Source organism: Arthrobacter sp. UYCu512 (genome assembly GCF_040547075.1).
Lineage (GTDB): Bacteria > Actinomycetota > Actinomycetes > Actinomycetales > Micrococcaceae > Arthrobacter.
In genome coordinates this window covers 247842-256573 of the sequence record NZ_JBEPPA010000004.1, presented here as the reverse complement: position 1 = coordinate 256573, position 8732 = coordinate 247842, and the positions used below count along the sequence as shown (strand labels likewise).

The window sequence follows — 8732 nt, the reverse complement described above, 5'->3', positions numbered from 1 at the left end:
GCACGCACCAGGTCCCGCGCCGCTTCATCCGCACGGCCAGGAACCCGCACGGGCGTGATCTGTCCGAGCAGGGCCAACCGGGCCAGATGTTCGGCATCGCGGGCATCGGTCTTTACCCGGTCCCCGGACGGCCGCTGGAGCTTGGACGGTGCCGCGACCAGGCATTCGACCCCTGCACTGACCAGTAGCCGGGCCAATCCGAAGCCGGTCGGACCTGCCTCATAGACAACGAGAACCGGCCCCGGCAGCCCGGAAACCCACTCTGTGATCCCCGCATCGTTCGCGGCAAGGCTCTGCCTCAGGATCTCGCCCGTCTCATGGTCGATCGCGCAACTCTTCACGCTGCGCGCATGGACATCCAAACCGACGTAAGTACGCTTATTCATGGCTGGAACCTCCAAACGTTCAAATGTGGCTCTGCCAGTCCACACCCCGCACCTACGTGCGGAAAGACCCGGACCGGCAACCCACGAATGTCTTTGAACCCGGGGTTCCAGTCCTACGTCAGCCCGGCCACCACACTTCATATCGTCTAGCCCGCCAGGGATGATCATCGTGGGTCTAGCCAGCCAGGGGTGATTCCACAACATGGCCAGGGCCACGGTCTGTGGGAGAGAATGATCTTATGACGCGAATCGCAATCATTGGCGGCCACGGAAAAGTGGCTCTGGAACTGTCCCGCATCCTGACGGGGCAAGGGCATGAGGTCACTTCTGTGATCCGGAAGGAAGGGCAGAAGGAGGAAGTCGCCGGCACCGGCGCCACGCCGGCCGTGCTGGACGTGGAGAGCGCCCCGACCGATCTGATGGCGGAGGCACTGCGCGGCCATGACGCCGTCGTGTGGTCCGCCGGAGCCGGTGGCGGCGCAGTGGCCCGCACGTACGCCGTCGACAGGGACGCCGCCATCCGGTCGATGGACGCGGCAGCCCAGGCAGGTGTCAGCCGCTACGTTATGGTCTCCTACATGGGGGCGGGTGAAGACCACGGCGTCCCCGAAGACAATAGCTTCTACGCCTACGCCGAATCCAAGGCCGCCGCGGATTCGTACCTGCGCGGCACCAGCTTGGACTGGACCATCCTCGGACCGGGGTCCCTCACGGACGGCGGGGCCGACGGGAAGATCGAGGTCAACCCGTCCGACACTTCCGACGGCAACTCCACTGCGCGGGACAACGTGGCCCTTGTTGCTGCCGCGGTGCTGGCTCTGCCGGCGACCATCCACCGCACGATTGAGTTCCGCGACGGGGCCGTACCGATCGCGTCCGCGCTGGCGACTTTGAGCTGAGCCAGCGGGCGTTAACGCCACGAAAGCGCCATCTGTCGTCCGGCCGGAGGACAGCTTCCCTGCCAACTAGAAGCTTGTTCTCTTGGGCCTTGGAGCCCCAGCCGGCCGAAAACAGCGTCCCCGCGGCCCCGCGCTGTCCCTCAGGCAACGAACTGCCCTTAAACATGAAACTGCTCCCCGTATGTCAGGACTGAATTTTCAGTCCAACTTTCGGGGAGCAGTTCAAAGGGTCGGGCCCTTCTTGAGCTACTGGCTTTTCACCGCCTGCAGCGAATAGCCTGGCGGCCTAGAACGCTGCCGCAAATGCCCGGCCAAGATATCCCTCGTTGGGCTGCATACCCGTTCCGGAGTAGGCCCACAGCGAACCGTCGGGGCGCCGGGCGACGAGGTCAGCGAAATTGTCCCGGTTCAGGTTACCCGCACCGAGCACTGTGTCGAAGACATCCCACCCGGTTCCGATCCGCCGGGACGTCGGCAATCTGCCAGTACCGTCCCCGGCGTAGAGCCACAAGCCTCCGTCGGCAGTCCGGGCAACGACGTCGTTCTTGCCGTCGGCGTTGAAGTCACCGACGCCAAGCAATTGGTCAAATACCTCCCAGCCGAAGTTGCCGATCTTCCGGCCGCTAAGGTAGCCGTTATTGGTGGAATTCACCCTGCCGGAGCCTGCGTAGAGCCACAGTGAGCCGTCGGCTTTGCGGGCCAGAATGTCGCTTTTCCCGTCGCCGGTGAGGTCGCCGGTGCCGGTCAATGAGGTAAAGGAATCCCAGCCGAACTCACCAATTTTCTGGACGCCGGAGAACGCTGAGCTTGTGCCGTCTACCCGCCCGGAGCCCGCATACAGCCACAGGGTACCGTTCGGCATGCGGGCGACGAGGTCGTTTTTTCCGTCGCCGTTGAAGTCCCCGACGCTCACGAGTGAATCAAAGACTTCCCAGCCGAACTTGCCGATTTTTGTGGGCGCCCGGTAGTCACCGCTGCCTGACCCCGGATAAAACCAGAGGCTGCCGTCGGGCATGCGCGCCAGCAGGTCTGCAATGCCATCGCCGTTGAGGTCCTTCGTGGCGGCAAGGTAGTTGAACGCGTCCCAGCCGAAGTCACCTATCTTGCGGGCACCGGAGTAGCCCTGGTCCCGTCCTGCCGTTCCTGCGTAGAAGAAGACGCTGCGGTCTGCCTGGCTTGCCACGATGTCCGCCATGCCGTCCATGTTTGCATCGCCGGGACCTGCGATGCTGTCATATATGCCCCACCCGGTCCCGATCTTCTTGGCGTTGACGAGCTTTGCCTGCCCCGTATTGGAGTACAGCCACAAGGTACCGTCGGGGCGGCGTGCAGCCAGATCGTTCGTTCCGTCGCCGTTGAAATCCTGGATCGCGATGAGCCGATCAAAGATCTGCCAACCAAAGTCGATCTCCCGGGCAGCCCCGGGCCGACCGGTGCCAGTGCCTGGATAGAGAACCAGGACTCCGTCGGGCCGGCGTGCCAGAATATCTGCTTTACCGTCCCCGTCGAAGTCCCGGACGCCCAGTAGCGCGTCAAAGGCATCCCAGCCGAAGTTGCCGATCTTGACGCTTGCTGAATATCCCTCGCTGCCGCCGGAAACCACTCCGGTTCCCGGATAGAACCACAGGGATCCGTCGTATTTCCTGGCCACCAGGTCATTCTTGCCGTCAGCGTTGAAGTCTCCGGTGCCAAACACGGTGTCGTAGATGTCCCAACCCGTGCCGATCCTCCGGCCGGCGGGGAATTTTCCTGTGCCGTCGCCTTGGTAGAACCACAGCTCCCCGTTGGTCTTGCGCTGGATGAGGTCCGCCACCCCGTCGCCGTTGAAATCGCCCGGCGTAACAAGGACAGCCTGTGCCGGCGGGAGCGCATCGATCGTGACTCCGGCGGCGGAGTCGGAGACCCAGTCGAAAGTTACCTTAGTCCCAGCATGGGTGGTGAAAGTCTGGCCCGCCTGCCAGGCCTGGTTATAGCTGTAATAGCCGCTGAATGTCGTGGTATTGGGTTGCAGGGCGATGGAGCCTGCACCGTAGCTCTGCACAACCTTTACCCCGCGGTTGCCGCTGACTGCAGTTGCCGAGTCGTTCCCAATCGGAAGACGAAGTTCCAGAAAGTAGGTCTCGCCGCTGACGGGGTCGGTGAACTTGAGGGAGCGCTGGTCGTCCGCACTTCCCCAGGCCCTCAATGTGTAGGAATTTTTGCCCTCCACCTTCCCGAGGTTTCTGACCTCGTTGCCGGAGCCGAATCCGCCATATTCGTAGATGGGGGAGCTCACCACCGGCTGGCTGGTCTGGGACACACCCATCAGGTCAAGGTTGTCCTTGTACTCCTCAATGCTGCATGTGCCGTTGGCGAACGAACCATCGGCGTTGCTGGCAGTGTCCACTGCCCCGTCCGCGCACCGAAGCCGGTTGGCATGCATCAGCCCCAGTACGTGGCCGAATTCGTGGGTCAGCACGCTTCTGGTCAGGGCGGCGGGGACCGGCATGATGACGCGTCCGCTCGTCCCGCTGTAGCTCCAGCCCGCGCCATAGGCTCCGTCGGAGAGGGTGGGGGTGGAAACGAAGACGACGAGCGCCGTGTAGTCACTGGGGGCCCACCCGATTTCACCGACAATCGTGTTCATCATTGATGAATAGCTCTGCGTGGAGGTTGCCCGGCTCGACCTGTTTTCGACCGAGGCGACGCTCATGGACAGCCTGCCGTTCGACATGGCCTGCCAGTAGGTGCTGCTGGTGCCGATGGCGGCGCGGGCGTCCGCCTCCGGGATCGCCGCTTTCCGGTCCGCGAGCTGGACCATAACCAGCCTCACCTTAATGTCCCCGCTCCGGGCGAGGGAATAGGCCTCGGTCGCTGCCTTTGCCGGTGCTGCCCCCTTCAGGCCCGGTGTCGGAGCGACCCCGACCGGCTTGCTGGATGTGGGGTTGCTGCCGCCGAGTACTTCAGTGAACAACGGTTCCGGAGTTGTCACGGTCTGCGACTCGACCGTCGGAGGGGAAGTCGTTGTCGCGGCCGGACGGGGCGTCTGGGCCGGCGCGGCAGTCGCCGAGGGGGAGCTCGCAGTCGAGGGCGCGGTGCTGGACGCAGGACTCGGGGCGGCAGTCGGCTCGGCCGTGGTGGCCGCTCCCGGGGAAGCAGCCGCGGTTGGCGTCGCCACGGGAGCGGGCTCTGCGAGGGCAGTCGGGAGCGGCACGGCGGTCAGCGTGGCAAGGGTGACGATTAGCGCCACCAGCAGCGCAGTCGTCTTCCGTATTAGATTCAATTGGAGACTTTCATGAGACTGCCGCCGCACTGAACGCTCAGCGAGACGGCCGGGAGACCGGGAGACCGGGAGACGAGGTCAGTCTACGGACGGCGTGGACCAGGAAACGGCAACTTGCACCAAAATTTCGCCTAAAGTAGCGAATCGTTGCCTAATCCTGAGCCAGGACTGGGGAATCCCCTCCTCGGCCCGGGGTCGCTATTGCGCTAGTTCAAGCTCCAGGGCGTTCGCCTCGACGTAGTCCAGGGCGTGCCGGACGGCGCCGACACTAACAATCGAGCCGCCGAGGGGTGAGACGGTAACGCGCGGGGGAGTGGCCGTGAACCGGGGGAGCAGTTCGGTGATCCGCGGCAGCAGCACCCCGGCGGATTCAGCGACCGCGCCCCCGATCACCACCTGTTCGGGGTTGATAAAGCTCGCCACGGAGGCAATGACCCGGGCCATCCGGTCACAAATCCGGTCCAGGATGGCCAGCGCCGCAGCATCCCCGGCGGCGGCATCCTGAAAGACACGACGCGCACTCACCGTGACCCCGGGCGTGACCCCGGACCCGGAGCCGCCCTCGGCGGCGGACCATTGCCGGGCCAGGCTGGCGATGCCGTCGCTGGAGCCGACGCCTTCCACAAGGTCCAGGTAGCCCATTTCTCCGGCCGCTCCGCTGCGGCCATGGAGCAGCCGCCCGGACTCCAGCACCCCTGCTCCCAACCGTTCCCCGGCCAGCAGCACCACCAGGTCATCGACGCCGGCGCCTGAACCCCGCCAGCGTTCACCGAGCGCGGCAAGGTTCGCGTCGTTTTCCAGCAAAACCGTCCATCCGTGCAGCTCGTGCAGCGCGGAGCGGAGACCGACGTCGAACAGGCTCCAGAACTGCTGGTTCGCCAGCACCCTGCCGTCGCGGTCCACCGGCGCGGCGATTCCAGCCCCTACGGCCAGTACCCGTTCCGGGCTCGTCCCTGCGGCCGCCAGAGCGCGGCGGCAGGCATGGTCGACGATGCCGATCCGTTCCTCAGCAGGGATGTCGGCGGCTCGAAAACTTTGGCTGGAACGTCCGAGCACGGTACCGCGGAGGTCCGCGACGGCCGCGGTGGTGGTGGCTGCGCCGATATCCAGGCCCAGGACAAAACCAGCCCGGGAATTGAGCTCGAAGCGTCGGGCGGGGCGTCCTTTGCGGGGGTTTGCGGGTTGTTCCGCACCGCGGGCGTCCACTTCGCTGATCCAGCCGCGCCGGATCAGGTCTTCGCAGACGGCAATGACGGATGCCCGCGTCAGCCCGGTCCGGGCCATCAGCTCTGTCCCCGTGGCCACCTCCGTCGCGCGGATGACGCCGAGCACGGACCTTGCGTTAACCCGGCGCAGCAGCTGGGGGGTGGCGGCGGCAGTCGGCTGCAAATGTTGACCTCTTCCGGATCCGGACCCATAATTGTTCAGGCAATATATTTAGCTTGTATCTAAATTACCAGAACCCGTCCCGAGCCCCGGAGGATAACCACCTTGTCCAATACCGCCACGCTGGCAACCCTGTCCGGTTCCGAACTCGCCGCCGACCCCAACTGGTGGCGCCAAGCATCCGTGTACCAGATCTACCCGCGCAGCTTTGCGGACTCCAACGGCGACGGCCTGGGTGACATCAAGGGCATCACGGCCAAGGTTCCGTACCTGAAAGAACTCGGGATCGACGCCGTCTGGCTCTCCCCGTTCTACCCTTCGGCACTGGCCGACGGCGGCTACGACGTCGACGACTACCGCGACGTCGACCCCAAGCTCGGCACGCTGGCGGACTTCGACGAAATGTCTGCGGCGCTGCACGCCGCCGGCATTAAGTTGATCGCGGACATCGTCCCGAACCATTCCTCCAACCGGCACGAATGGTTCAAAGAGGCCCTGGCAGCTCCGCGCGGCTCCGACGCCCGGGAGCGCTACATCTTCCGGGATGGCAAGGGCGAAAACGGCGAGATCCCGCCGTCGGACTGGGAATCCGTCTTCGGCGGGCCGGCCTGGGAACGCATCACCGAGCCGGACGGCACCCCGGGCCAGTGGTACATGCACATTTTCGCCAAGGAACAGCCGGACCTTAACTGGGCCAACCGCGAGATCCGCGACGATTTCCTCAAGACCCTGCGTTTTTGGTCCGACCGCGGTGTGGACGGCTTCCGCGTCGACGTGGCCCACGCCCTGACCAAGGACCTCACCGAGCCGTTGCTGTCCAAGGTCGAGTTGAGCGAGGCCAACAGTGGAATTGACGGCTTCGACGACGGATCGCACCCGTTCTGGGACCGCGACGAGGTCCACGAGATCTACGTCGAATGGCGCGAGGTCTTCAACGAATACAACCCTCCCCGCACCGCCGTGGCCGAAGCCTGGGTCCATGCCAGCCGCCGCGGCCGCTACGCCAGCCCCGAGGGCCTGGGCCAGGCGTTCAATTTCGACCTGCTCCAGGCCGACTTCGACGCTGACGAGTTCCATGAAATCATCACCCGCAACCTCGCCGAAGCCACCGAATCCGGTGCCTCCTCCACGTGGGTGTTCTCCAACCACGACGTCGTCCGGCACGCCACCCGCTACGGCCTGCCCCAGGGTGGCGGTAAGCACGCCAAGGGCCAGGACGGCAAGGGCTGGCTGCTGGCCGGCGCCCCGGCCGGGGAACTCGACGTCGAGCTCGGACTGCGCCGCGCCCGCGCCGCCACACAGCTGATGCTGGCGCTGCCGGGTTCCGCGTACCTGTACCAGGGCGAGGAGCTCGGACTGCAGGAGGTGGGGGACATCCCCGATTCGGAACGCCAGGACCCCACCTTCTTCCGGAACAAGGGTGTGGAGGTCGGCCGCGACGGCTGCCGCGTGCCACTGCCCTGGACCGCCGAGGGCACCTCCTTCGGCTTCGGCGACGGCGGCGCGCACCTGCCGCAGCCGGCGTGGTTCAGCCGTTACGCTGTCGCGGCCGAGGACGGTGCGGAAGGTTCCACCCTTGAGTTCTACCGCCGGGCCTTGAAGCTGCGCCGTGAACTGCAGACTTCGGAGGAACTGGAATGGCTCGAAACCGGCAACGCCCGTGTCCTCCACTTCCGCCGCCCCGGCGGCTGGCAGGTCGTCACCAACTTCGGCGACGAACCCGTTGAACTTCCGGCCGGGTCGGTCCTGCTCAGCAGCGGGCCGCTCGAGGGGAATCTCCTGCCGGGCAGCACTACCGCCTGGCTGCGGTGAGCTCCCGGGACGGAAACGGGGCAGCAGGTCGTAGCGGCCAAGAGCTGATCTACGGCTGCATGGGCCTGGGCGGCAGCTGGTCTCCGGAACCGTACGCGTCCGCCGACGTGGACGAGGCGGCGCTGGCCGTGGACGCTGCCCTTGAGGTTGGCATCACCTTGTTCGATCATGCCGACATCTACCGTGGCGGCAAGTCCGAAGCCGTGTTCGGCGAGGTGCTGGCGCAGACCCCCGGGCTGCGGAACCGGATCCGGCTGCAGACCAAGTGCGGCATCCGGCTCAACGAGCAGGGTCTTGAGACGTACTACGACCTGAGCCGGGGCGGGATCCTGACGAGAGTCAATGAAAGCCTCTCCCGGCTCCGGACGGACTACGTGGACGTGCTGATGCTGCACCGCCCCGATCCGCTGATGGACCCCGCCGAGGTGGCCTCCGCCGTCGGCCAGTTGATGGCCGAAGGCAAGGTCCGGGCCGTGGCGGTATCCAATATGTCCGGGGCGCAGATCGAGGTCCTGCAGGACCGGCTCGAAACCCCGGTCATCGCCAACCAGTTGGAGATGAGCCTGCGCCAACGCGCCTGGCTGGAGAGTACGGTGCTGGTCAACCATGCCGAAGGAGCGGACTACAGCTTCCCGCACGGCACGGTGGAACACTGCGGCCGGCACGGCATCGCCCTGCAGGCCTACGGTTCCCTGGCCCGGGGGCTCTACACCGGAGCGCCGGCCACAACGCCGTCGCCGGCGGAGGAAGTAACCAGCCATCTGGTGGCCGAGCTGGCCACCCGGAAGGGCGTCGCCGGGGAATCGATCGTGCTGGGCTGGCTGATGAAGCACCCGGCCGGGATTGCCCCGGTGATCGGGACTGCGAAGCCGGAACGCATCCGGGCCTGTGCTGATGCCGCAGCAGTGGCCGCTGGCATGACCCGGGCCGAGTGGTACCGGCTGTGGGTGACGGCCCGCGGCAGTAACATCCCGTAACTGGCGACAT

The 8732-nt window shown here is 65.5% G+C and carries 6 protein-coding genes; 3 read left to right on the top strand and 3 right to left on the bottom strand.

Annotation, left to right across the window (positions count from 1 at the left end):
• The coding region (locus ABIB49_RS06405; RefSeq protein WP_354156824.1) for an IS110 family transposase at nt 1-386 on the bottom strand (386 nt) is incomplete at its 3' end.
• Nucleotides 387-625: 239 nt separating this feature from the next.
• On the opposite strand from ABIB49_RS06405, the gene ABIB49_RS06400 reads away from it, so the two are divergent.
• Nucleotides 626-1285, top strand: a complete 660-nt coding sequence (locus tag ABIB49_RS06400; RefSeq protein ID WP_354156823.1) for an SDR family oxidoreductase — start codon at nt 626-628, stop codon at nt 1283-1285.
• A gap of 286 nt (nt 1286-1571) precedes the next feature.
• Here the strand turns inward: ABIB49_RS06400 and ABIB49_RS06395 are convergent, their stop codons facing one another.
• Together ABIB49_RS06395 and ABIB49_RS06390 are read right to left on the bottom strand one after the other, a co-directional pair.
• Complete coding sequence (locus tag ABIB49_RS06395; protein WP_354156822.1) at nt 1572-4547, bottom strand: FG-GAP-like repeat-containing protein; 2976 nt, start codon at nt 4545-4547, stop codon at nt 1572-1574.
• A gap of 198 nt (nt 4548-4745) precedes the next feature.
• Nucleotides 4746-5936: an ROK family protein gene (locus ABIB49_RS06390; protein WP_282359781.1), complete on the bottom strand. Its 1191-nt coding sequence runs from the start codon at nt 5934-5936 to the stop codon at nt 4746-4748.
• Between the two features lie 102 nt (nt 5937-6038).
• Here ABIB49_RS06390 and ABIB49_RS06385 point away from each other — a divergent pair, with 102 nt between their 5' ends.
• A complete protein-coding gene (locus tag ABIB49_RS06385) occupies nt 6039-7745 on the top strand; it encodes a glycoside hydrolase family 13 protein (RefSeq protein ID WP_354156821.1) in 1707 nt (568 codons plus the stop codon).
• Entirely contained in the window at nt 7742-8722 is a 981-nt protein-coding gene (locus ABIB49_RS06380; RefSeq protein ID WP_354156820.1) for an aldo/keto reductase, read from the top strand. The genes ABIB49_RS06385 and ABIB49_RS06380 overlap by 4 nt, the downstream gene beginning before the upstream one ends.
• Nucleotides 8723-8732: the final 10 nt, after the last annotated feature.